The sequence below is a fragment of the Flavobacterium sp. genome (assembly GCF_043778725.1).
GTDB lineage: Bacteria > Bacteroidota > Bacteroidia > Flavobacteriales > Flavobacteriaceae > Flavobacterium.
In genome coordinates this window covers 1-21,157 of record NZ_JAYWFT010000180.1, presented here as the reverse complement: position 1 = coordinate 21,157, position 21,157 = coordinate 1, and the positions used below count along the sequence as shown (strand labels likewise).

General features: G+C 29.0%; 25 protein-coding genes. 6 read left to right on the top strand and 19 right to left on the bottom strand.

Annotated features, from left to right (window positions below; translation table 11 throughout):
• Nucleotides 1–19: 19 nt before the first annotated feature.
• The 11 genes from ACH2CG_RS16440 to ACH2CG_RS16390 form a co-directional block, all read right to left on the bottom strand.
• The gene (locus ACH2CG_RS16440) at nucleotides 20–202 is read right to left on the bottom strand and encodes a CsbD family protein (protein WP_395067179.1); all 183 of its coding nucleotides are present in this window, start codon (nucleotides 200–202) and stop codon (nucleotides 20–22) included.
• Nucleotides 203–298: 96 nt separating this feature from the next.
• Nucleotides 299–1,069, bottom strand: a complete 771-nt coding sequence (locus ACH2CG_RS16435) for a CDP-alcohol phosphatidyltransferase family protein (protein WP_395067177.1) — start codon at nucleotides 1,067–1,069, stop codon at nucleotides 299–301.
• A gap of 78 nt (nucleotides 1,070–1,147) precedes the next feature.
• Nucleotides 1,148–2,167, bottom strand: a complete 1,020-nt coding sequence (locus ACH2CG_RS16430) for a heme A synthase (RefSeq protein ID WP_395067181.1) — start codon at nucleotides 2,165–2,167, stop codon at nucleotides 1,148–1,150.
• A 151-nt stretch (nucleotides 2,168–2,318) separates the two neighbouring features.
• Entirely contained in the window at nucleotides 2,319–3,743 is a 1,425-nt protein-coding gene (locus tag ACH2CG_RS16425) for a CCA tRNA nucleotidyltransferase (RefSeq protein ID WP_395067175.1), read from the bottom strand.
• Nucleotides 3,744–3,811: 68 nt separating this feature from the next.
• Nucleotides 3,812–4,399 (bottom strand): L-threonylcarbamoyladenylate synthase, encoded by a 588-nt coding sequence (locus ACH2CG_RS16420; RefSeq protein WP_395067173.1) that lies wholly within the window; start codon nucleotides 4,397–4,399, stop codon nucleotides 3,812–3,814.
• Nucleotides 4,399–5,532 carry an acyltransferase family protein gene (locus tag ACH2CG_RS16415; protein ID WP_395067171.1) on the bottom strand — a complete coding sequence of 378 codons (1,134 nt, stop codon included), beginning with the start codon at nucleotides 5,530–5,532 and terminating at the stop codon, nucleotides 4,399–4,401. Before ACH2CG_RS16415 ends, ACH2CG_RS16420 begins: the two co-directional genes overlap by 1 nt.
• Nucleotides 5,533–5,540: 8 nt before the next feature.
• The gene (locus tag ACH2CG_RS16410) at nucleotides 5,541–6,302 is read right to left on the bottom strand and encodes an FkbM family methyltransferase (protein ID WP_395067169.1); all 762 of its coding nucleotides are present in this window, start codon (nucleotides 6,300–6,302) and stop codon (nucleotides 5,541–5,543) included.
• Between the two features lie 12 nt (nucleotides 6,303–6,314).
• Nucleotides 6,315–7,307: a glycosyltransferase gene (locus ACH2CG_RS16405; RefSeq protein ID WP_395067167.1), complete on the bottom strand. Its 993-nt coding sequence runs from the start codon at nucleotides 7,305–7,307 to the stop codon at nucleotides 6,315–6,317.
• 14 nt (nucleotides 7,308–7,321) lie between these two features.
• The gene (locus tag ACH2CG_RS16400) at nucleotides 7,322–8,269 is read right to left on the bottom strand and encodes a hypothetical protein (protein ID WP_395067166.1); all 948 of its coding nucleotides are present in this window, start codon (nucleotides 8,267–8,269) and stop codon (nucleotides 7,322–7,324) included.
• Nucleotides 8,266–9,186 (bottom strand): glycosyltransferase family 2 protein, encoded by a 921-nt coding sequence (locus tag ACH2CG_RS16395; protein WP_395067165.1) that lies wholly within the window; start codon nucleotides 9,184–9,186, stop codon nucleotides 8,266–8,268. The genes ACH2CG_RS16400 and ACH2CG_RS16395 overlap by 4 nt, the downstream gene beginning before the upstream one ends.
• Before the next feature lie 13 nt (nucleotides 9,187–9,199).
• The gene (locus ACH2CG_RS16390; protein WP_395067163.1) at nucleotides 9,200–9,970 is read right to left on the bottom strand and encodes a glycosyltransferase family 2 protein; all 771 of its coding nucleotides are present in this window, start codon (nucleotides 9,968–9,970) and stop codon (nucleotides 9,200–9,202) included.
• A 66-nt stretch (nucleotides 9,971–10,036) separates the two neighbouring features.
• Between ACH2CG_RS16390 and ACH2CG_RS16385 the strand changes: the two genes are divergently transcribed.
• Nucleotides 10,037–10,750, top strand: coding sequence for a polysaccharide deacetylase family protein (locus ACH2CG_RS16385; protein WP_395067161.1), 714 nt, complete (start codon nucleotides 10,037–10,039; stop codon nucleotides 10,748–10,750).
• On the opposite strand, the gene ACH2CG_RS16380 is transcribed toward ACH2CG_RS16385, so the two are convergent.
• On the bottom strand, nucleotides 10,742–11,479 hold the full coding sequence (locus tag ACH2CG_RS16380; RefSeq protein ID WP_395067159.1) for a glycosyltransferase family 2 protein: 738 nt from the start codon (nucleotides 11,477–11,479) through the stop codon (nucleotides 10,742–10,744). The two genes, ACH2CG_RS16385 and ACH2CG_RS16380, sit on opposite strands and share 9 nt — an antisense overlap.
• 52 nt (nucleotides 11,480–11,531) lie before the next feature.
• Here ACH2CG_RS16380 and ACH2CG_RS16375 point away from each other — a divergent pair, with 52 nt between their 5' ends.
• On the top strand, nucleotides 11,532–12,350 hold the full coding sequence (locus ACH2CG_RS16375; protein WP_395067157.1) for a glycosyltransferase family 2 protein: 819 nt from the start codon (nucleotides 11,532–11,534) through the stop codon (nucleotides 12,348–12,350).
• 6 nt (nucleotides 12,351–12,356) lie between these two features.
• On the opposite strand, the gene ACH2CG_RS16370 is transcribed toward ACH2CG_RS16375, so the two are convergent.
• Nucleotides 12,357–13,418 (bottom strand): glycosyltransferase family 9 protein, encoded by a 1,062-nt coding sequence (locus ACH2CG_RS16370; protein WP_395067155.1) that lies wholly within the window; start codon nucleotides 13,416–13,418, stop codon nucleotides 12,357–12,359.
• A gap of 154 nt (nucleotides 13,419–13,572) precedes the next feature.
• On the opposite strand from ACH2CG_RS16370, the gene ACH2CG_RS16365 reads away from it, so the two are divergent.
• A complete protein-coding gene (locus ACH2CG_RS16365; protein WP_395067153.1) occupies nucleotides 13,573–14,328 on the top strand; it encodes a lipopolysaccharide kinase InaA family protein in 756 nt (251 codons plus the stop codon).
• A 75-nt stretch (nucleotides 14,329–14,403) separates the two neighbouring features.
• On the opposite strand, the gene ACH2CG_RS16360 is transcribed toward ACH2CG_RS16365, so the two are convergent.
• From ACH2CG_RS16360 to ACH2CG_RS16345, 4 genes are all read right to left on the bottom strand, one after another.
• Entirely contained in the window at nucleotides 14,404–14,865 is a 462-nt protein-coding gene (locus tag ACH2CG_RS16360) for a sensor of ECF-type sigma factor (RefSeq protein WP_395067151.1), read from the bottom strand.
• A gap of 10 nt (nucleotides 14,866–14,875) precedes the next feature.
• A complete protein-coding gene (locus tag ACH2CG_RS16355; protein ID WP_395067149.1) occupies nucleotides 14,876–15,289 on the bottom strand; it encodes a hypothetical protein in 414 nt (137 codons plus the stop codon).
• A 64-nt stretch (nucleotides 15,290–15,353) separates the two neighbouring features.
• Entirely contained in the window at nucleotides 15,354–15,896 is a 543-nt protein-coding gene (locus tag ACH2CG_RS16350) for an RNA polymerase sigma factor (RefSeq protein WP_395067147.1), read from the bottom strand.
• Between the two features lie 78 nt (nucleotides 15,897–15,974).
• Nucleotides 15,975–17,072, bottom strand: a complete 1,098-nt coding sequence (locus tag ACH2CG_RS16345; protein ID WP_395067145.1) for a GyrI-like domain-containing protein — start codon at nucleotides 17,070–17,072, stop codon at nucleotides 15,975–15,977.
• A 385-nt stretch (nucleotides 17,073–17,457) separates the two neighbouring features.
• Between ACH2CG_RS16345 and ACH2CG_RS16340 the strand changes: the two genes are divergently transcribed.
• Nucleotides 17,458–17,841: a hypothetical protein gene (locus ACH2CG_RS16340; RefSeq protein WP_395067143.1), complete on the top strand. Its 384-nt coding sequence runs from the start codon at nucleotides 17,458–17,460 to the stop codon at nucleotides 17,839–17,841.
• A gap of 96 nt (nucleotides 17,842–17,937) precedes the next feature.
• Entirely contained in the window at nucleotides 17,938–18,339 is a 402-nt protein-coding gene (locus ACH2CG_RS16335; RefSeq protein ID WP_395067141.1) for a hypothetical protein, read from the top strand.
• Between the two features lie 41 nt (nucleotides 18,340–18,380).
• Here the strand turns inward: ACH2CG_RS16335 and ACH2CG_RS16330 are convergent, their stop codons facing one another.
• Nucleotides 18,381–18,875 carry a GNAT family N-acetyltransferase gene (locus tag ACH2CG_RS16330; RefSeq protein WP_395067139.1) on the bottom strand — a complete coding sequence of 165 codons (495 nt, stop codon included), beginning with the start codon at nucleotides 18,873–18,875 and terminating at the stop codon, nucleotides 18,381–18,383.
• Nucleotides 18,876–19,129: 254 nt separating this feature from the next.
• Here ACH2CG_RS16330 and menD point away from each other — a divergent pair, with 254 nt between their 5' ends.
• Nucleotides 19,130–20,788, top strand: a complete 1,659-nt coding sequence (menD, locus tag ACH2CG_RS16325; protein WP_395067137.1) for a 2-succinyl-5-enolpyruvyl-6-hydroxy-3-cyclohexene-1-carboxylic-acid synthase — start codon at nucleotides 19,130–19,132, stop codon at nucleotides 20,786–20,788.
• Here menD and ACH2CG_RS16320 read toward each other — a convergent pair.
• Nucleotides 20,785–21,157, bottom strand: a 373-nt coding sequence (locus ACH2CG_RS16320; protein WP_395067135.1) for an SET domain-containing protein-lysine N-methyltransferase, incomplete at its 5' end; no start/stop codon positions are given. The two genes, menD and ACH2CG_RS16320, sit on opposite strands and share 4 nt — an antisense overlap.

The window sequence follows — 21,157 nt, the reverse complement described above, 5'->3', positions numbered from 1 at the left end:
TTTTTCTGTTGAGAATTAATTATTCAAATAATGATTTAATTTCTTTCTCGGTTTTACCTAATTTTTCTTTAAGTTTTCCCCACATTTCTTGTTCTTTTCCTTCTTCAAATAACAAATCATCGTCTGTTAATTCTCCAAATTTTTGTTTCATTTTTCCTTTTAACTGTTCCCAGTTTCCTTTAATTTCTGTTGAATTTGGCATAATAATTTTATTTAAATCAATATTTTTTTTTATTAAATCAAATTTCAGAATTTTAAATCTAAAAGTGTTTTACAATTTTATAATTAAGTTACATAATTACTTTATTACTATTTTTCGAATTGCAATTAATACAATTATAATTAAACTGTATGCAATAAAAAAGGGTATTATAAATTCTATCCATCCAAAAGGTAACATAATAGCAATAATTAGTAACTGAAAGCCCAATCCGTAAAGAGAAAGTAAGGTCATAAACCAATTGGGAAACGTTTTTACTTTGTAAGCATCTTTATCTAATGCATGAATTATTTTATCAAAAGCACCATAAACAACAGTGTAAATTCCAAATAAAATATTAACCGATTTTTGAGTTTCTCCTGGCAATGCTCTAGGCGATTTATATTCAAATACTTTACTTGTAGCATCGCCTCCAACCGATTTATTTCTTAAAATTACATAGTAATAATTGTACAAAGTTCCTTGCAATTGAATTCCGATAAAAGCTAGTATTGTAAACCAAATTGTAGTTTTAGAAACATAGCAAATGGTCATTAGAAATAAAAAATTAAGAATAATATCAAATACACTGTCTAAATATCTTCCAAAATAAGAAGGTGTTTTTTTTAATCGAGCCAATTCGCCATCGGCAGCATCAATTCCCGATTTTAGAACAATAAAAAAACCAGCCCAAAAATACTGATGTGTTACAATACAATAAATAGCAATTAAACCCGAAATTCCAAATAAAATGGTAACGTGAACAGGAGTGAAGCGTGTGTTTTTTAGTTGATTAGCTAGGAATTTTCCAAATGGTCTTCCGTAATCTGATAAGTCAAGAAATTTATCTTGAGCTGCAAGTTTTGACATTTAAATTAGTAAACAAGGAAATGTGACAATATAGTCTAGTTGCAAATGTAATTCTAATTTACAAATTATTGGTTTGCGCTAATTTAATTTAGCTTTTTTACTCTCTAACAACAAATAAAATTGAACCCCAAATAGGATAGAAGCAAGCGTTAAATGAATAGGTTGTGAAGCAAACGGAAAATCAAAATAAAACATCAATATACCTGTAAATACTTCTAAACCAATTAATAACAAAACTATTTTGAGTTTAGAAAAACCTAAATTTAATTTTTTGTTTTGCCAATATAAATATCCATTTAGTACCAGTACAATAATTGAAAACGATCGGTGTAAATAAAAAATTATTGTCGGATTTTGAAGCCATAATATACTTGCAGTTACTCCGTTTTTAACTTCGTTATCAATATGTTGACGCACTTGTGTTCCCATAACAATTTGAATTACAGTAATTAGCATCCCAATTATAAGTAATTTATTGAAATTAGATTCAAATTTTTGTTCTGTTATTGTCGATTTACAATAATTAATTATGTATAAAATTAAGGCAACTATTAGCAAGGCAACCATCATGTGAGTTGTAATTTTGAACGGACTCAAAACCGAATCAACAACTGTTTTGCCCAACCATGCCTGAAAACCCATTAAAAAACAAACCAAAAAGGACAATAAAACGAGTTTTTTATTTTCTTTCCAATACCAAAAAGAGATAATAAAAGTGATAAAACAGGCAATTCCGGCTAAGGCACCAAACAATCTATTGATGTATTCTACCCAAGTATGAAAAGCATTAAAATTGGCATAATTGTGTTTGGTATATTTTTCCCAATTAGATGGTTCAAAGGCGTTTTTGGTTGTAAAATTGCTTTTGGCTACAAGTAATGTTTCGTCTTTAATGATAACTTGTCCTTTATTGAAAGTATGATTTTTAGACCATGTAAGTTGAGATATTTCTGTGGGCGGAATATAATATCCAAAACATTTTGGCCAATCGGGACATCCCATTCCGGAGCCAGTCATTCTAACAAGCGCACCTGCAATTATTACTAAATATACTAAAACTAATGCTATTTTGGCCGATTTAAGAAAATGATTTTTCAATTTATTATTTATTTTATTGGAAAATGTTTTAGTTTTATCTTGTGTGTCAAATGTCAAGAAAAACATTTTTTTTAGTTTTTTTTTTGATTACTATTGAAAAGTAAAATTATCAAAAAGAATCAAATTCAAGAAAAAACAAAAGTTAATTTCATTACTTGTTTGCAACTTTGCTTAATCCTAATTTTTCTGCTCTTTTCATCACAAAATCGTAAGCTGCTTGGTATTCATTTGGAATTTTTCCATCCAAAATAGCTTCTTTTACAGCTTCTTTTAGCATTCCAATTTCTCTAGAAGGTTTTAAATTGAAAATTTCCATAATTTTTTCTCCCGAAATTGGTGGTTGAAATTGTCTAACATGATCGCGTTCTTCAACCTCAATAATTTTCTTTCTAACAATATCAAAATTATCGTGGTATTTCTTGAATTTCTTAGGATTTTTTGTGGTGATATCTGCTTCGCAAAGTGTCATTAAATTGTCCACATCTTCACCTGCGTCAAATACTAAACGTCTTACTGCCGAGTCGGTTACAATGTCTTCTGCTAGTACAATTGGTCGTGAACTCATCATAACCATTTTTTGAACAAATTTCAATTTATTGTTCAACGGCATGTGCAATCGTTCAAAGATTTTCTTTGCCATTTTTCCGCCCAGAAATTCGTGTCCGTGAAAGGTCCAACCTTGTTTTTTATTGAATTTTTTAGTAGGTGCTTTTCCAATATCGTGCAATAAAGCTGACCAGCGCAACCATACATCGTCTGTATTTGGGCAAATATTATCTACAACTTCTAAGGTATGATAGAAATTATTTTTGTGTGTGTGACCTTCAATTTCTTCAACATTATTCAACGCAGTTAACTCGGGTAAAATAATGTCTAAAAGTCCGGTTTTGTATAAAAGTAAAAAACCGATTGATGGTTTATCAGTTGATAGAATTTTGTTTAATTCATCTACAATTCTTTCGCCAGAAATAATTTTTATTCGTTCTTTATTTCTTGAAATTGCTTCCAATGATTCGGCTTCAATTTCAAATTTTAATTGTGTTGCAAAACGGATACCGCGTAACATTCGCAGCGGATCATCTGAGTAAGTAATATCTGGATTTAAAGGTGTTTTGATAATTTTATTTTCTAAATCACTCAATCCATTAAAAGGATCTACTATTGCGCCATAATTTTTTTCGTTCAAAGAAAAAGCCAAAGCATTTATAGTAAAATCACGACGGTTTTGGTCGTCTTCTAGCGTTCCGTTTTCTACAATTGGATTACGACTGTCTTGATTGTAGCTTTCTTTTCTTGCGCCAACAAACTCTATATCAATTTCTTTATAGCGAAGCATTGCTGTTCCATAATTTTTAAAAACTTGAACTTTAGGTTTGTTAGGAATCAATTCTGAAACTTTCAAGGCCAACTCAATTCCAGATCCAACTGCAACCACATCAATATCTTTTTTGAAATCTCTTCCTAGTAAAAAATCGCGAACAAAACCGCCAATTACGTAACTATCAACGTTAAGTTCTTGACTTGCTTGTGCTATTATTTTAAAAATTGGATTGTGAAGTGCTTTGGTGTAGTTCATTTTGTTGATTTCAATTTCAGTTTTTCAAGTTTGATAATCAACTGAAAACTGAAAACTGTGACTAAAAACTATTTTCTTATTATCTTAACCTGATTATCAAGAGAAAGTTTAATTATCGTTGATGGATTTTTACAAACTTTATCGTGATGCAAATTTACTACATAGTCTACACCTTTTAAAATTTCGGGACTAATTTCTTTAAAAGTTTTTGGCGCAAACATACCAGATATATTGGCAGATGTAGAAACCAATGGTCGTTTCATGCGTTCCATTAATTTAAAACAAAACGGTTCTTTTACTAGTCTAACTCCCAATGTATTGTCATCGGCAATAATATTTGCAGCAACATTTCTAGGATTGTCTAATATTAATGTTGTGGCTTTTTGTTTTTCAAGATCGTCATCGCTTGGGTTAGCTAGATCCCAAATTTCCCAAGCTAAATCGGGAATTTCTTTAAAAACATTGTACAACATTTTTTCGCCATTCATTAGTACAATCATACTTTTAGAATCGTCTCGTTGTTTTAGCGCATAGATTTTTGCAACTGCTTCGGCATTAGTGGCATCACAGCCAATTCCCCACACGGTATCGGTTGGGTAAAGAATAATTCCACCTTCTTTTATAACTTCGTAGGCATTGTGAATTTCGGTATTCATTATTTAGATTTGAATAAATTTATAAATGGTAATTCAATATATTTATAACTAATTTGACTAATTAATATAATTGGGAATATGCAACATGCTATTATAGCCCAATATTTAGTGTCTGAAAAATGTGATGCTTCTTGGAATCCAATTACAAATTTAAAAACAATAAATAAAACTATTCCATGAAGCAAATATAAGCTATAAGTTACTTGTCCTAATAATTTTGAAAATGTATTTGAAAGAATTCCAAAGATTGAATTTCCTGAAGCAATTATTAAAAATAGAAGTGTTGAAATTAGTATTGGAAAGCTATCTTTTCCACTATTGAAAAAGTAAATTAAGATAAAAACTAAAATGAGTAGTACAATGCTATATTTAAAACCTTTAAGATTAATTGATTTTTTATCTAGTAAAATTGCTACAATTATTCCGCCAAAAAATGGCAGAAACTGTTTTAAAGAAACATGATTTAATACTGCAATAACAATAAATGCAATTGTATAAATTATCAAATTTTTTTGACTTACTTTAATTTTAAATAGCAATGCGATTAAAGGTAAAATTAAATAAAATAAACATTCATAAGGCAAAGACCAAGTTACGCCTGCATCAATTAAATAGGTGTTTTTGATATTATTAATGTCATTTGGTCCGCCAATAGTAAAAAACAGCCAACCTACAATGTTTTTAAAATTTGACAGAATAGAGTCATTAGTTTTAAAATTAGACAAAACGGCAACAATTATAAAAACAATTATAATTGAAAAAAAATAGGCTGGAAATAATCTAAAAAACCTTGATTTTATATATTTTTTCCAATCGATTGAATTGTTTCTTGCAAGTATTAATTTATTAGTAAATAGAAATGCAGTAATCATAAAAAACATAGCCACACTGGTTTGACCAAATTGGTTAAATAAATTTGATGTTGGTTCTTTCCATTCATCAGTTTTAAGAAAAACAGACCAGATATAACTATGATGCAAAAACACAAAAAAAGCTAAATAACCTCTTATACCATCAATTTCTGCGTATTTTACTAATTGCAATTCAATTTTAATAAGCTTGTTGGTTATAAAAATAGCTATAAATAAAACCAAAAATAAAAATGGAAGAAAAAGGAAGATAGAATTCAGCATTTATAGTTTTAAAATTTTAAAGTCATCAAAGATAAATTAAAATATATAAGCGTACCTTCTGTGGTGGTATATAAAATAAAATTGAATTCATTGATGGTTTTCATCACTGTATAGGAACATTTTGGCAACATTCTATCGTGAGTTTCAATCATAATTACCTTTGTTTTTGGCAACCAATTTTCATAATTACTTTCAAATAATTGTTTTTCGGCGCCTTCAATATCAATTTTTAATATATCGATAGTATCCCATTTTTTTGTTTCAATGATTTCATCTAACGTTATAGATTCTATATCATATTTTTCATTTTCTAAAACCTCTTTTATCTGAAAACTATTCGTTGCATTATAAGGATCTTCAATTTTAAAAAATGATTTTTTGTTGTACATCGCTTTTTCCATCAATTCAAAATTAGAAAATCCGCTTGTATTTTTCTTTATTGCATTTACATTATTGCTTTCAATTTCAACGGCTACAATATCTGATTTGGGATATTTTAATTTGAAAAATAAAGAGGCTAAACCCACATTTGCTCCAGCATCGACTATAGTTTTTGGTTCAAACGGTAGTTGAGTATTATATAGATTTGTCAAGAAAATCTCTTCAAAGGTTTCTAGGTCTTTACTGTTTTTTCTTAAATATATGGTTCTATCAAGTTTTGGTAATTTTATTATTTCTTTTTTGTTTATAATTCCCATTAATAGAGCAAAGGCGTCTCTAAGTTTGAAATGTTTTTTCAACAATTTAAATAGAACTATTTTTTTTAACATTTTTTTATTTTTTTATTTGTGAATTTGGCGTCTTTTTTTTCTTCGGTCTTTATACTTCCTAATTAAATACAATATTAGATTGCTTTTTTTCATTTCTATTTCAGCGTCTAGATGCTTTTGCTTTAATGTTTCACTTATTTCATAATAATTATCATTTTCATATTTTTCATTCAAATAAAAATATTTTTCATATTGATAGAAATAAGCTCTTGATTTAGCTTTAAAATCATTGAATTTTATTGCTGGTATTATGTTTAAAATGAGTTTATTATGGTTTTCGTTTTTAATTATTTTTTTTCTAGCGTCCTTAATTTTTCCTACTCCCAATTGCTGGTTTGAATGTAATCTATATGAAATTAATTTTTCTTTGGTCAAAAATAATGTATTTCTTTTAGATAAAACATAAGCTAGCCATTCATCATGAATAAAAGAATCTATTGTTTCAAATGGTATACAAAAAGGAAGAACTTCCTTTCTTATGCACAAGGTAGCACCAGTTAAAAAATTTCCTAAATAGAGTAGTGATTCATACAAGTTTATGGGAATATCATTTTGTCTATCAAAAAAACAAACACTTTGCCAAAGCGACATTTCTTGATGGATTTCTATATCATTTTCATCAATAAAATTGGCATCAGAAAAAACACCTTCGGCAGATGGATTAGATTTAAAAACGTCTATTATTGTTGCCACTTTTTCAGGTTTCCAAAGGTCATCTTGATCCGAAAGAAAGATAAAATCGCCAGTACAAAGCGAAATTGCTTTTTCAAAATTTTTATTGCTTCTTAAATTTTCTGAATTGCTATAAATTTTAAAAATAGCAGGAAACTTTTCTTTAAACAAGTTTAAAATTGCAATAGTTTTATCGCTAGAACAATCATCACAAACAACTATTTCATTTACAGATAATGTTTGATTTAATATTGAATTTAACTGTTTTTCAAGATATCTTTCTCCATTGTAAGTACAAACTGCAACCGATATTTTATTTTCTGATTGGGTCATTTAAATAGCTGTTTTTATTTTTCAAATATTGTTTTTACCCAACTTGAAATACTATATTTTTCATATATTTCTTGAGGTAATTCTGTATAAGGAGTTTCAAAAAACGAATTGGGAATAGCTGTTGTTTGGTCTTTCCAAATGAAAATATTATTGGAATTATAAAAATCATAATTTACAATATCTTCATTGGTAGTTATCAATTTTTTCCCTTTTCCCATTGCTTCAAAAACTCTAAAAGTCAATCCTTTTTGAATTTTCTTTTGTACATCTAAAATAATTTTCGAATTGTTATAAATCTTTTCGCTTTCTGCAAATGTAATTGGTTTTTTAATGAATTTTATTGTCTCTGTCTGGTAGTGTGCAATGGTTTTTTCATTGTTAGACTGTAAAAAAATTTGTGCAGTTTTTCCAAATGTATGTATTGATTTTACAACGTTTTGTATTAACTCAAATCGTTCATCGAATGTTCCAATAAAAAAAACATCATTGCTAGGAGTAATGTTTCTATTGGTATTATAATAAAAATTAGTTAATAAATTTAAATTATACTTTGCAACATCTTTTGGTTCAAAACTATATTTTACATCAAAAAAAGGTAATGTTCTTTCATATCTTGGAATATTATCAAAGCTATCCCAAAAATATACTATCGTTTTTTTGGCTCTTTGGGTAACATATTTTAATTCATCATTCAATAAAAAATCAGGACAAATTACGAATAAATAATCAAAATAGTCGTCGTGAGCAATAGTACTAATTCGTTCTTTGCTTGCCCAAATTTTCTTTAGATTTTTCCTTAAGAATGTTTTAGCCAGAAAATTTTGAATCTTTTGAAACGAATTCTTGTATTTATAATCTTCAAAAATTACCGATTTTAACTCGCACAAAGTTTGGGCTTGAATCTCCTTTTGAATAACTTTATATATTCCGAAATAATCTGGACACAGAAAAAGTACCTTCATTCTTGAATTTTTTGTTTAGTTTTCAATGATTTAGAAAGTGGTGCGCCTACCAAAAGTACTTTTAATAAATACCAATATTTGGGTTTAAAAATAGTGCTAAATATATAATTTAAACGCAAGTAATTCAATAAAAACCAATAACTTAAATAGCCATAATGTTTTCTAATTAGGTACAATAACGAAATTTTAAGTTCGGTTTTTATAGCGATATTTTGTGGTGTGCTTGCGCCGTGATAATGAATGTATTTAGCATCAGGAATTAAATAACTCGATTTGCCTATTTTTTCTAATCGTTTGCACAAATCGGTTTCTTCATAATACAAGAAAATGTTGGTATCAAATCCGCCAACTTCATTAAAATCGCTTGCTCGAACAAACATAAAACTTCCTTGAACGTAGTTAACTTTTACAGGATGTGTATAATCTAATTTTCGTTTTGGGTATTTGTTAGGGTTTATTTTTTCTAGAAAATCCCTGCCAAAAAGTTCTTTAGAAATAGAGGCAAAATGATCAAAAGCAACCATTCTTTTTCCTGTTTCTGTGTAAGATTGTCCTCCAACAACTGCAATAGAATTATCTTTTTCTATGGCTTGTTTTAATATTGAAAAACAGTCGTTTAAAAATAAAGTATCGTTGTTTACAAAAGCGACATATTGGGCACTTGCAAATTGATATCCTGCCATATTTCCTGCACCAAAACCAGTATTTATTTTATTTCTTACAAGTTGAAGATTTTTAAAAGGATGCTTGTCGCAAAATTGTTTAAGTGCCAAATAATCTTCTTTTTCTGAACAATTATCTACTACAATTATCTGAAAATTTATTGTTGCCAATGTCTTCTCAATTATACTATTGATGCACTCTTGAGTAAGTTTACTCGAATTATAATTTATTAGTATCGCTGCAATATCAAACATTGAAATAGTTTTTTTAGTCAATTTTTCTATACATCATCCACAGTTGTAAATATCTTTTAAATACTGAAAAAGAATGAACATACGCCAATATAAATCCTTCTTTTGCATCTAAAATTCCTAGTCTAAAAAAATATTGCCACACGAAGCGGTAAAAGGGTCTAAAAATTAAATGATAAGCGCTAGGTTTTATTTTTTTAATGTATAAATTTTCTGCTTGCAACATACTGTACAAGTTGAGTTTGTCATTATAATTATCAAAATTTTTATAGCTGTAATGATTCACTTTATTTTTTAATACACTAATAGACCCATTGGCTTTCACTTCTTCATGAACAAGATTTCCGTTGTATTTACAGAAATTTTTATTAAAAAGTCTAATGGCTTTATCGTTTTGCCAACCTCCAAATTTTATGTTTTTACCCATAAAAAAGAAATTCCTTTTTACAAAAAAAGCAACCTTATTATTAGAGTTTAGTATTGTGTTTTTTATTTCTAATTCTAATTCTTTGGTAATAATTTCATCCAAATCGAAAAAAATAATCCAATCATTTGCAGCTTGATCAATAGCATAATTTCTTTGGTTAGAAAAATCATCAAATTTTCTTTGAAGTACTCTTACACCCATTTGCTCTGCAATTTCTACTGTTTTATCTGTACTTTGTGAATCTACAAAAATAATTTCATCGGCAAATGACAAACTTTCAACATATCGTTTTACGTTTTCTTCTTCGTTAAAAGTGATAGCTAAGGCAGTTATTTTGGCAATTTTTTTATTTTCAGACATATATATAGATGAAATATGAGACAAATATAATATTTTTACACCAATACTATTTTCAAAATTTTAATTGTGTCAAGATTAGCCATATTAATGTATCATAATATCACTCCAAACGAAAATGAAAGTTTGGATTTGACGCTCTCTATTCAAAAATTTGAAGCGCAATTGAACTATTTGAAAAAGAATAATTATCAAACTTTTTTTGCATCGCAACTCGATAATACTGCGCCTATTTCTAGAAAGTCAGTAGTTATTACGTTTGATGATGTTACCCAAAATCAACTGGATTTTGCGTTGCCTTTACTTAAAAAGTACAATGTAAAAGCCACATTTTTTATTCCGTTTTCCTATGTTGGAAAATCTGATTTATGGAATGATGCAACCCAAAAAATAATGACTGTTGACCAATTAAAATCATTAGATAATGAAATAATTCAATTGGCACACCATTCCTATTTTCATAAAAAATATGCTACTCTAACGGCTCAAGAAATTCAAGAGGATTTTGATCAAAGTTTCCAATTTATAGCTAATAATAACTTAAATGTTTATCCAGCATTGGCTTATCCATATGGGAATTATCCTAAAAAAGGAACACAAAAATTAGATTTTTTTCGAATTTTAGATAAAAATAATATAAAAATGGCCTTTAGAATAGGCAATAGGCTGAATCGTTTTCCTTTTAAAAATAAATTTGAAATTCAACGAATTGATATTAAAGGTAGTGATAGTTTACTTGCTTTTAAGTGGAAAATACGTCTTGGTAAACTACGCTTATTTTAATCCTTTTTCTAACAATATCATTTTTACATATCTAGAAAATACGCCATAAGCATCAATTGTTGCAACTGCAAGTCCGGGAACGCCATCAAGAAAACCTCTTCTAACGATGTAAGTGTGAAAAAATCTATAAAATGGCTTAAAAACTAAGTTAAAATAATTAGCTGATTTTTTTCGGTCAATAGCCATTTTTGCTTGAAACCACGCATAAGAATCTTTTTTTTTTATATAGCTAAACAATCCTTTGTAGGTATAATGAATCATGAAGTTTTTCAATAAACCAACAGTTCCACAATGAAGTAATTTTTCGTGAACTGCTCCTTCAAATTGGATATTTTTATTTTTCACAAATCGAACTACTTTGTTTTCTGTATGATATAAAAAACGATTCATGTAGAAATGCGGAAATTTTATTTTGTAGGCATCGTGTCTAGAATGTTTTATAGTTTCTAGAATTTCAAATTTTAATTTTTCGGTAACACGTTCATCGGCATCAATAAATAAGATCCAATCGGATTGGGCGCTTTTAATAGCTTCATTTTTTTGATTAGAAAAATTATCAAATTTTCTTAAAATTACTTCACAATTAAATTGCGATGCAATTGCTACAGTTTTATCGGTGCTAAAAGAATCAATTATAATGATTTGATTAGCAAACGATACCGAATGTAAACAATCCTGAATATAATTTTCTTCGTTAAAAGTAGGAATGATAACTGTAATGGTTTGCATAGTGATATTGTAGAGTTCAAACTTAGAAAAAATATTTTATCTTTGCAACGCAATGAAAAAAGATATTTCAATTATAATAAGTACGTACAATTCTCCCGAATGGTTGAAGAAAGTACTCTATGGCTATGCTACCCAAACGTATAGAAATTTTGAAGTAGTTATTGCCGATGATGGATCGGATGAGAGAACAAAAAACTGCATCGCTCAAATTCAAAAAGAAGTATTTTATCCAATAATTCATGTGTGGCACGAAGACAATGGTTTTCAAAAAACGATTATTCTTAATAAGTCTATTCTTGCTACAACAACAGCTTATATTTTGATGACCGATGGTGATTGCATTCCCAGAGAAGACTTTATAGAACAGCATATTAAACATAGAGAAGAAGGCTATTTTTTGTCGGGCGGATATTATAAATTGCCTATGGATTTATCAGAAAAAATTTCTAAAAAGGATATTTATTCGGGTAAGATTTTTGATTTAAATTGGTTGAAACAAAACGGAATAAAACACTCTTTCAAGAATAATAAACTCGTTGCAACCGGACTTAAAAGTTGGCTTCTAAATTATACAACTCCAACCACTGCAAGCTGGAATGGTCACAATGCATCGGGTTGGAAATCAGATTTTTTGGCTGTAAATGGTTTTGACGAACGCATGCAATATGGTGGTGAAGATAGAGAATTTGGTGAGCGATTGATGAATTTCGGAATTCAAACAAAGCAAATTAGATATTCAACAGTTTGTGTGCATTTGGATCATGCTAGAGGTTATGTAAAGCCAGAAATGATTCAGAAAAACCTTCAAATTAGGAAAGAAACTAAAGATTCTAAACGAACTTGGGCTGAGTTTGGAATTGAAAAAAAATAAACTACTTTATAAGTTATCGTTTAAAAAAGAATCTAACTCTGGAATTATCATTTTGGGAGTTAATTTTAGGTACATTGCTCTCGGGTTTTTTTCGATTTCCTTGTTTTGCTCATACGATAAGTCTGAAATTGCATTGGGTAAAAAATCTAATAAATGAACCGATTTATGAAATTTTCCGTCTTCAAAACTGCTCCAATCGGCTTTATTAATATAAGGTGAAAAAATGGTAAAAGTAGGTTTGTTCAAAGCTTTAGCTATATGAACCGTTCCGCCTTCATTAGAAACTAAAACCGAACATTGATTCATTAAAACTGCAAAATCGCGAATGCTTGGTGCATAAATATCTAAAATTATATTGGATTTATTTTTACATAAATTATAAATTTTATCAGCTTCATCCTTCTGATTTGGGGCATAATTGAATAATAAATAACAGTCAAATTTGGTTGCAATATGATCTACAATTTGAGAAATATATTCATATGGCATCGATTTTTGAGGCGTGCTTCCAAGAACACCAAGCATAATTATTTTCTTATTTTGATATTTGTCAGGAACTCTAAATTGCTTTTCTTGTTCGGTTAAGAAAATTTTTGGTTCATAATTGATGTTTTCAAAAGTAGCAACTTGTTGTAATAAATGAATTCTATCTTCAATTGCTTTTCCGCAAATTTGTGTTTTCTCTTTTAAAATCGCTACCGGATGTGTATAATAACCTAAATTTCCAATTTTTTTGCGACTTTTGTGACCAACTGTTTGCTTTGCACCACCAAATTTACAGATTAATCTACTTTGTAATTTTGAATAAGGATCAAAAATAATATCATATTTTTCACGACGAACTTGAAAGATCATTTTAACTAAATTCTTGAATTTTTTAAATTCTTTTTCGTTAATAGAAATGATTTTGTCAATGTTTGGATTGTTCTCAATAACACCGTGCGTAAAGTCGTATGCCATTAAATGCACTTCACTGTCGGGATATTTCGTTTTGAAATTATTTGCAATTACCGAACTAATGAGTACATCTCCAATTCGTTTATTTTGTATGATTAATATTTTCTTCATCTTTTGTCTCACTGAGCGAAGTCGAAGTGCTTATAATTAAATTGATTATGTTAAAATGTAAGTTTCTAAAACAACAATTATTGGTAATAATGTAAAATTTTAAAGCTGCAAAGTACTATTTTTTATACTTTTAACCCAAATAAAAATAAACATTGTGCGAATTACCATCCATCCAAAATATAAAAATCAAGAAGCAGCTATTATTCAATTAGTTAAAACTTTTTTTGGAGAAGGAGATTTAATTGTAAAAGGTTCTCGCAATACAATTAAAACTAATGTGCTAGGAACTGAAAAGGTAAATATTAAGTTTTTTCAGAAACCAGGAATTTTCAAATCTATAATTTACTCTTTTTTTAGAAGTACCAAAGCCAAACGCTCGTATGATTATGCCAATTATTTATTAGAAAATAAAATACAAACACCTCTTCCTGTTGCATTTATAGAACTAAGAAACGCCTTTGGTTTGTTGGGAGAAAGTTTTTACATCTGCCAGCAAATTGATTATGATTTTACTATAAGAGAACTAATTCATGATCCGTTATTTAAAGAAAGAAACCTAATTTTAGAACAATTTACAGCATTTACATTTAACATGCACCAAGCCAAAATTAATTTTCTAGATCATTCGCCTGGAAATACATTGATTGTAAATAGAGGAAATAGCCTTTATGATTTTTATTTAATAGATTTAAATAGAATGAAATTTGAAAATTTATCAATAGAAAAACGAATGGATAATTTCAAGAAAATGTGGCTTTCAAAATTAATGATTAAAATAGTAGCCAAAAAATATGCAGTATTGAGTAATCAATCTGAAGAAAAAATGCACACCATTCTTTTAGAAAAATCTTCACAATTTAAAAGGAAAACGGCTAGAAAAAAATTTATAAAAAGTAGAATTAAAAATTAGATTTTTAATAAAAAAAAGGTCTTAGAAGTTATAATGTTTTTCTAAAACCTGTTTTTTTATCAAATTTAATTGCAATTACCTACCAATTTTTTTATCACGATACTGCTGTAACAATTTTTTGCTAAACTCTTCTTCGGCTTTTTTAAGTTTCAAAATTTTAGTAGCAGGAAGTATATTTTTTAAATTGACAATAAATTTCTTTTTCAATTGATACAATTCTTCATCGGTGCTTTCAAGTTGCGTCAAAATGGAAGTGGCTTCTTTTTCGGATAATTTATCAATAGAATCATCTTCGTTTCTATCCATAAAGTTCTTAAGTTTTGATTTTCTAATGTCGTGTTGTTTGTCTTCAAAAGCATTGTATAATGGCCAAAATTTAGCAGCTTCATCTGGAGTTAAATTTAATTCGGTGGTAATAAACGAAACTTTTAATGCTTTTATTTGCTCTTTTTTTTCTTTAAATTTTCCTGTCACTTGTGCAAATGAGGAAGCAGAAATAAAGAAAATTAATAGGGTTATAATTTTATGATTTTTCATGTTTTTAATTTTAGTTTGTAATGTATTGTTCAATTTCTGAATTGTTAGAAAGTACATCTTCTAATACTTCATTTTCTATAGGAACATCAGTTTTTAATTTATCAATGTCTTCTTTATCTAGTAAATCTACAATGTCATCGTCAGATACTGTTGTGTGTTGTGTTATATAGGTTTCTACTTCGCTCGTAGTCATTTCGTTTTGATTATTTTGCAACTGATACACAACAGGAATGGATAAAGCTAATACTAAAACTGCGGCTGCCGAATAAATCCAAGTTCTATTTCTGGCGTAAAACGAAAGTATCCTTGGCTCTTCTTTGGGTAATTGTAGCAGTATTTTTTCAGAAAAAGTATCAAAATAATGCTCCGGAATTGCATAACCAGAAGTTATTTTGGGATGAGTATCTAATTTAAAATCTTTCATATCTATAAGACATATGTTGTTGTAAAAGGTTTAATTGGTTGTATGTACTTTTCATTTATATTATTTATTGTGTTTTCATATACTCTTCAATTTTTTTCACCGCATGATGGTACGAAGCTTTAAGTGCGCCAACCGAAGTTCCTAAAATTTCCGACATATTTTCATATTTTATTTCTTCATAATATTTCATTTTGAATACCAATTGTTGTTTTTCGGGTAATAAATTAATGGCTTTTTGGAGTTTAATTTGAATTTCATTTCCATCAAAATAAACATCAGATTGTAAATTTTCTACAATTTTAGTTTGCATGGCTTCGCTAGTAGTTCCGTTGCGTTTTGTTTTATTATTGATAAAAGTTATAGCTTCGTTAGTTGCAATTCGATACATCCAAGAAAAAAGTTTACTGTCGCCTTTAAAGTTTTTTAGATGCTGAAATACTTTTATAAAGGTATTTTGTAAAACATCGTCTGCATCATCATGATTCATAACAATATTCCGTATGTGATTGTACAAAGGTTTCTGAAAATCGCGCAAGAGTTTTTGAAACGCAACATTCTGCGTTTTTGGGTCCAACAATTCTTTTATAAAATCCTTTTCTTCTTGCAAGTCGACAATTTATCAATTAGAATAAAGATAACCGAAAAGGTTTAATGTATTCCAAAAAAAAAAGTTTTTTTTAGAAATTTAAGGTGTAACAGTTGGTGGCGTAACAACAGAGACAGTTGTAGAATCGGTAGGTTTTCTATAAACAGGTTTTGCATCAGCTTTTGGAACAACCGGCACATAAACCTCGGTAACCCATTTGGACGGACTTTTATTATCATCCATATTAGTTGCATAAACTTCAATAATTTGTAAAGAAGTATTTCTAATTAAATTATTTTTTGAGATGTAATTATATGAAGCGTTCCAAGTTTGTTGTGTGTGAGAATAATCTCCAGTAAGCGTTGTTTTTAAGGCAGTGTAAGGTTTTAATTCACCCGATTCAATGTCGCTTCCAGGCATAATATGTATTGAATCTCGTACAGGCATGCATACAGAAAACCCAACAATATCATTGGTTCTATCGTATTTATGATAGATAATAAACGGTTTTCCATTCATAACCATTTTGTTCTTTTTAAAAAACAATAGCATTCTTGGAACCATAATTTTGATGTTTTTTACCACATCTTTTTGTTTACAAAATTTAAATTGTTTCAAATAAAATCCACCAGTGCGGTTTACAACTCCGTTAACTTTTATTTTGAAAGTATTGATTTCATAATCTAAAGTTTTATTTAGATTTTCTAAACTTTTTTCATAAGTATCACCCACAACACTATTGATTCCTCCTTTAAAAAACGCCAATACTTTCGACTTAAAATCTAATGTACCTTTGTTTCTCCAAGTAACTTTTGTACCACCAATAGTATCTTTAAATTTCCAAGAAATATCAGAATGTTCACCATTACTAATCATTTTTTGAGCTATACTATCGCCATCTTTTATGAAAGTAGTTTTTAAATTTCCATCACCATTATCGCTAGTCCAAGAGCAAGACGCACCTTTTCCAGAGGTAAGTTCGGGATAATTGAATTTCATAGATGTATCATCTTTTATCCATGAACCAAAGGTTTCCCAGTTTCTAAAATCATTAATGTAATTAAATACGGTTGCTTTCGGATTTTTTATAATCTTACTTCGAGTAACATCATAATTTGCCTTTTGTGTAGATACAAAAACTGTTAATCCAATTAATAGGAGAAAAAGTAATAAGAAGATGTATTTAAGTATTCTCATTAGAGGTTTGAAAATTGCGTCGTAAATATAATAAAATAATTCTTACGTTTAACGATTGTTATTATTGAACGTTTTTTACAGCTTTTCTATATGAAATTAGCAATTACAATGCTGATTATTAATGCTTAAAAAATATTTTAATTAAAAATAATATGATAATAAAACCAAAAAAACCAAGTAATATTTTATAATTTCCTTTGTAGAATTGATTGTGAAGTACTTTATCTTTTCCGTAGGCGTAAATCATTGCTATGATAAATGCTACTAAAAATAAGCCTGCAAATACCAGTTGACCAGTTGTAAACATATTCAGTAATTTTTCAACAAATTTAGACAATTGAAATCATAATTTGTATTTTGGCTTCATAAATTAATTACAAATAAAATGCAAGATAAACTTAACGCTGTTAAAGAATTTCATACTGCTTTCAAAATTGGATATAGTGAGAATATGAAAGCGAGTTTGGGCGAAAATAAAAATTTACTTCGTTACAATTTGATGAAAGAAGAAAACGAAGAATACCTTGAAGCGGCTCAAAATGATGATATTGTAGAAATTGCAGATGCGCTTGGCGATATGCTTTACATTCTTTGCGGAACAATTATTGAACACGGATTGCAACACAAAATTGAACAAGTGTTTAACGAAATTCAAAGAAGCAACATGAGTAAACTTGGCGAAGACGGACAACCAATTTACAGAGAAGACGGAAAAGTGTTGAAAGGTCCAAATTATTTCAAACCGAATTTTGAGGAGATTTTGAAGTAGAATTAGGAAATTAGATTTTAGAAAATAGTTAGTATCAAGCCTTTTAAACCAAACATAAACCAAATTCATATGTCAACTTCAAATTTTAGATTCATAATGATATTAATCACTATTTTATTTGTTGGTTGCAAACCACTTTCTCACAGCTTTCGGAGTCAGTTTAAAGAAATTTACGTTAATCAATTCAAATTAACTTATGCAAAGCAATTACTTAAAAAGAGTTATAATAATTCAGTTAACATTAATTCGATATTGTATGAGGATAAAAGTGGTTTTACAGAACCAATACTAACTATAAATGATTATAATTATATTGACAGCATTACCACAATTGAAACTAATAAAATAAAAATTGATTCGACGGAGAGTATTGGACGAGTTGCAGAAGGAGCAGAAGGTAAGCATATTTTATCCTTTTTATTTAGAAGAATAGAAAGTACTGAATTAAACAAAACAATAAAAAGGCGGTGTAAAATCGCAAAATCTATTGCTTTTTAAGTAAAAGTCAAAGTTGTGAAACAATAATGTAAATCTTTCTCTTAAAGCATCTTCTGAACAAAAACACTATGCAACCATCTATCAAATTTGAATCCAGAATCTTTAATTGTTCCTGCAATTTCAAATCCGAATTTCTTGTGAAAATCAATACTGCTTTGGTTTTCGGCATCAATAACACCAATCATGGTATGCAATTTTTGAGCTTTCGCCAAATGAATTAAGTTTTCTAAAATCAATTTTCCAATGCCTTTTCCAATGTGATTTGGATGCGCATAAACCGAATGTTCTACTGTAAATTTATACGCTTCACGAAATCGGAATTCACTGTAATAACCAAATCCAACAACGGTTTCATTTTCGGTAGCCACAATTATTGGAAACCCTTTCTTTAGTTTGTCATCAAAAATCGCAATCTGATTTTCTAAACTTCGTGGTTCGTAATCATATAATGCTGTAGAATTTAGGATATTATAATTTATAATTTCTAAAATAACTTGCGTATCTTCAATTTGGTAAGGTCTGATTTTAATTTCCATTGTTCAAAAATAGTATTTTTTTAAACCATTAAGAAATTAAGGTTCATTAAGTGCTTTTTAATTCAAAATTTCTATTTTTATAGATAACCGCAAATTAGCAAATCTTTTTATTTAAAATTTAAAATTAATTCAGGAATCAACTTAATTAACTAAACTTTCTTAATGGTTTAATTTAAACTCAAAAAATAACTTTGTACTTTTGTATAAATTAAAAGCCTTTGTGTCTTAGTGCCTTTGTGGCAAAAAATAATAAAATGACGTACCCAAAAATACCTTTAGCACAATCCATCATCGAACTATTTCGTGCCAAAGGAATCACCACTATAATAATTTCTCCTGGTTCTAGAAATGCACCTTTAACTATCGGGTTTGCAAGTCATCCAGATTTTACTTGTTACAGCATTGCAGACGAGCGTTCGGCAGCTTTTTTCGCTGTTGGAATGGCGCAACAAATAAAGAAACCAGTTGCTGTGGTTTGTACTTCTGGCTCGGCATTACTTAATTATTATCCAGCTTTTGCAGAAGCATTTTATAGTCAAATTCCGTTTATTGTGATTTCTGCCGATAGACCACAAAGCAAAATTGATATTGGTGACGGACAAACCATTCGTCAAGAAAATGTATTTACCAATCATTCGTTATTCAATGCCAATCTTACCGAAAATGCATCCGATGAAAATGATTTTTTAATAAATGAAGCCATCAATACGGCTTTCGCCAAAAAAGGTCCTGTGCATATCAATGCGCCATTTGAAGAACCTCTGTACGAAACAGTTTCTGAATTAGTTGTGGAACCTAAAGTGATTTCGGCAACCGTAAAAGAGTTTATTTACGACGAACCCATTTCAGAATATGCCAACATTTGGAACACTTCCAAAAAGAAATTAGTACTTGTTGGAGTAAACGAACCCAATGCAGTTGAGCAAAAGTTTCTCGATAAATTAGCCAACGATCCATCGGTTGTAGTGATGATTGAAACAACTTCCAATTTGCATCATCCAAAGTTTATCAATACTATCGATTCGATAATTACGCCATTTACAAATGAAGATTTTCTAGATTTTCAACCTGAAATTTTAGTGACTTTTGGCGGAATGATTGTCTCCAAACGTATCAAAGCTTTTCTACGAAAATACAAACCAAATCATCATTGGCATATTGACGATTTGAGAGCTTATGACACTTTTGGTTGTTTGACAAAACATTTTGAAGTGCAACCCAATTTGTTTTTTCAATCGTTTTTTATGTTGACTGAAACTGTTGAAAGCAATTACAATCAGCATTTACAAAATATAAAAGCATTGCGTCAAAAACGAAGTTTAGACTATTTAGCCAAAATTCCATTTACCGATTTTAAAGTATTTGAAAAAGTACTTCCGGCTTTGCCAAAGAATTCCCAATTGCAAATTAGTAACAGTTCGCCAATTCGATACGCGCAATTATTTGATATAGAAAAAAGCATTGAAGTTTTTAGCAATAGAGGAACAAGCGGAATTGACGGAAGCACATCAACAGCAATAGGAGCAGCAGTTGGAAGCAAAACACCTAACGTATTTATTGCCGGTGACATCGGATTTTTATACGACAGCAACGCACTTTGGAACAATTACATTCCGAAAAATTTCAAAATTATTTTGATTAATAATGGTGGTGGAGGTATTTTTAGAATTCTTCCTGGTCATGATGAAACGCCAGTTTTCAATACGTTTTTCGAAACATCTCACTGTCTAACTGCGGAACATTTAGCCAAAATGTACGGATTTAATTATCTTACAGCCAGTAACGAAACTACTTTAGATGAAAGTTTAAAAATATTGTTTTCAAACGATGACAAACCTTCTTTATTAGAAGTTTTTACACCAACTTTTGAGAATGATAAGGTTTTGTTACAGTATTTTAGGGAGTTGGTTTAGGAATGTTTCTTCCAATACTTCTTTCCATAATCACAGAAAATTTCTTCACCAGATTTTATTTTTCTAATTGCCATTAAACATACATTATTGTTTTCATCCAATGTTATTTTGGCATTATTTTTAAAATTAGATTTCGAAAAACCACTAGCATCGTTGGCGTATTTTGCAAAACAATCGGTGTTTCTACAATCTAGAATACTTCCGTTATGAAGATTCATAAAGTACTGATTGGTATTGTTTTTTACTCGCAATTCAGCTTCAATATCGGATAAAATTTCTCCTTTAAAAATCGAAATTATTTCCTCTTTATAAATGGCAATAGCAGTAAATAAACCTTTTCCCGAATTTGAAAGCTGCGATGTTTGGACA

What these genes read in the sequence shown, in the direction of transcription:
- ACH2CG_RS16440 (WP_395067179.1), bottom strand. Translation starts at nt 202, where the DNA reads ATGCCAAATTCAACAGAAATTAAAGGAAACTGGGAACAGTTAAAAGGA.
- ACH2CG_RS16435 (WP_395067177.1), bottom strand. Translation starts at nt 1,069, where the DNA reads ATGTCAAAACTTGCAGCTCAAGATAAATTTCTTGACTTATCAGATTAC.
- ACH2CG_RS16425 (WP_395067175.1), bottom strand. Translation starts at nt 3,743, where the DNA reads ATGAACTACACCAAAGCACTTCACAATCCAATTTTTAAAATAATAGCA.
- ACH2CG_RS16420 (WP_395067173.1), bottom strand. Translation starts at nt 4,399, where the DNA reads ATGAATACCGAAATTCACAATGCCTACGAAGTTATAAAAGAAGGTGGA.
- ACH2CG_RS16415 (WP_395067171.1), bottom strand. Translation starts at nt 5,532, where the DNA reads ATGCTGAATTCTATCTTCCTTTTTCTTCCATTTTTATTTTTGGTTTTA.
- ACH2CG_RS16410 (WP_395067169.1), bottom strand. Translation starts at nt 6,302, where the DNA reads ATGTTAAAAAAAATAGTTCTATTTAAATTGTTGAAAAAACATTTCAAA.
- ACH2CG_RS16405 (WP_395067167.1), bottom strand. Translation starts at nt 7,307, where the DNA reads ATGACCCAATCAGAAAATAAAATATCGGTTGCAGTTTGTACTTACAAT.
- ACH2CG_RS16400 (WP_395067166.1), bottom strand. Translation starts at nt 8,269, where the DNA reads ATGAAGGTACTTTTTCTGTGTCCAGATTATTTCGGAATATATAAAGTT.
- ACH2CG_RS16395 (WP_395067165.1), bottom strand. Translation starts at nt 9,186, where the DNA reads ATGTTTGATATTGCAGCGATACTAATAAATTATAATTCGAGTAAACTT.
- ACH2CG_RS16390 (WP_395067163.1), bottom strand. Translation starts at nt 9,970, where the DNA reads ATGTCTGAAAATAAAAAAATTGCCAAAATAACTGCCTTAGCTATCACT.
- ACH2CG_RS16380 (WP_395067159.1), bottom strand. Translation starts at nt 11,479, where the DNA reads ATGCAAACCATTACAGTTATCATTCCTACTTTTAACGAAGAAAATTAT.
- ACH2CG_RS16375 (WP_395067157.1), top strand. Translation starts at nt 11,532, where the DNA reads ATGAAAAAAGATATTTCAATTATAATAAGTACGTACAATTCTCCCGAA.
- ACH2CG_RS16370 (WP_395067155.1), bottom strand. Translation starts at nt 13,418, where the DNA reads ATGAAGAAAATATTAATCATACAAAATAAACGAATTGGAGATGTACTC.
- ACH2CG_RS16360 (WP_395067151.1), bottom strand. Translation starts at nt 14,865, where the DNA reads ATGAAAAATCATAAAATTATAACCCTATTAATTTTCTTTATTTCTGCT.
- ACH2CG_RS16355 (WP_395067149.1), bottom strand. Translation starts at nt 15,289, where the DNA reads ATGAAAGATTTTAAATTAGATACTCATCCCAAAATAACTTCTGGTTAT.
- ACH2CG_RS16345 (WP_395067145.1), bottom strand. Translation starts at nt 17,072, where the DNA reads ATGAGAATACTTAAATACATCTTCTTATTACTTTTTCTCCTATTAATT.
- ACH2CG_RS16340 (WP_395067143.1), top strand. Translation starts at nt 17,458, where the DNA reads ATGCAAGATAAACTTAACGCTGTTAAAGAATTTCATACTGCTTTCAAA.
- ACH2CG_RS16335 (WP_395067141.1), top strand. Translation starts at nt 17,938, where the DNA reads ATGATATTAATCACTATTTTATTTGTTGGTTGCAAACCACTTTCTCAC.
- ACH2CG_RS16330 (WP_395067139.1), bottom strand. Translation starts at nt 18,875, where the DNA reads ATGGAAATTAAAATCAGACCTTACCAAATTGAAGATACGCAAGTTATT.
- menD (WP_395067137.1), top strand. Translation starts at nt 19,130, where the DNA reads ATGACGTACCCAAAAATACCTTTAGCACAATCCATCATCGAACTATTT.